Source organism: Candidatus Magnetaquicoccus inordinatus, from assembly GCF_004217665.1.
Lineage (GTDB): Bacteria > Pseudomonadota > Magnetococcia > Magnetococcales > Magnetaquicoccaceae > Magnetaquicoccus > Magnetaquicoccus inordinatus.
In genome coordinates, this window is record NZ_RXIU01000446.1 from 1 (window position 1) to 1,396 (window position 1,396).

Below are 1,396 nucleotides of genomic sequence, written 5' to 3' on the forward strand. Positions count from 1 at the left end.
CGCCCTGCTGAAGATCTGCAACATAATCGTTATCAGCCTGTTTTTCGGATTAAATATTATCTGCTGAGCGGGTTGTTAGTCATGGCGCTTTTTGGGGTGTTGCAGATTGGTTTGCTCGATCCCATCGCCTTGTTGACCCGCTCTTTTGTCACCGGGGTCTGGCCTGCCTTGCACTGGCAGGGGGCAGAATTTTATCTCAGCCAACCCTATTTTTTGGGTGGGGCGGCCATCGCTATCCTGTTGTTGGCCATTTTGTTGGCCAACCGCTTTATGACCCGCTTTTGGTGTCGTGTTCTTTGTCCTTTGGGAGCCTTGCTGGGTCTGCTCTCCTGGCGGCCTCTGCTGCGCATTCGCCGCGATGTGCAGCGCTGTACCGATTGCCATAAATGTGTGCGCTATTGCCAGGGGGCCTGTGACCCCAATGGCGCTTTGCGGGTCAGCGAGTGCCATCTGTGCATGAACTGCCTGGAACAGTGCCCAGAAGGGGCTCTCCATTTTGGTTTGCCGCAACCGCACAGCTCGGTCGGCAAAACTTTGGATCTCAGCCGTCGTCGTCTGGTCGAGAGTGCCCTGGTCGCCGCAGCCTTTGTGCCCTTGTTACGCAGCTCCTATTCGGTGGCAGGAACAGCCCATCCGGCAATGATTCGCCCTCCCGGCTCCTTGCCGGAGGAGCAATTTTTGGCACGTTGTATCAAATGTGCTGCCTGCATGCGTGTGTGTCCCACCAATGTGCTGCAACCGGCCCTGCTGGAGGGGGGGCTGGAGGCGTTGTGGACGCCCATTTTGCTCAATCGCTTGGGTTATTGCGAACACCACTGTGTCCTCTGCGGTCATGTTTGCCCAACCGGTGCCATTCTGCCCTTGACCCTGCCGGAAAAGATTGGTGCCCACTCCCCGGAGGCAGGCCGCAACAATGAGCCGATCAAACTGGGCACCGCCTTTTTTGATCATGGCCGCTGCCTGCCCTGGTCGATGCACCTGCCCTGTATTGTGTGTGAGGAGGTCTGTCCCACCACACCGAAGGCAATTTGGTATAAAAAGGTGGAAATAGTGGATCGGCAAGGGGCAAAGATAGTTCTCAAACAGCCCTATGTGGAGCCGGCGCTCTGTATCGGTTGTGGCATCTGTGAAAACAAATGCCCAGTGGCCGATCAGGCAGCCATTCGTGTGACCTCGGTGGGGGAGAGCCGTTCCAGCAGCAATAAAATGATCTTGAGCAACCAGCGGAGCGGGCTATGAAGCTGTATATGGATCTGCCATCGGGAATTGCCGGCAACATGTTTTTGGCCGCCGCGATTGATTTGGGGTTGGCCGTCGAACCGTTGCATCAGGCATTGCAGAGCCTGCTTTCGGGATGGTGTTGGCAGATCAGTGAGGAAAAACGGGGCGGGATTCG

Annotated in this window: 2 protein-coding genes; both read left to right on the forward strand. The window is 56.3% G+C overall.

Annotation, left to right across the window (positions count from 1 at the left end; all coding sequences use genetic code 11):
• On the forward strand, positions 1 to 1,239 hold a 1,239-nt coding region (locus EJP87_RS16405), incomplete at its 5' end, for a 4Fe-4S binding protein (RefSeq protein WP_130472919.1).
• Positions 1,240 to 1,247: 8 nt separating this feature from the next.
• On the forward strand, positions 1,248 to 1,396 hold a 149-nt coding region (gene larC / locus EJP87_RS19130; RefSeq protein WP_227657724.1), incomplete at its 3' end, for a nickel insertion protein.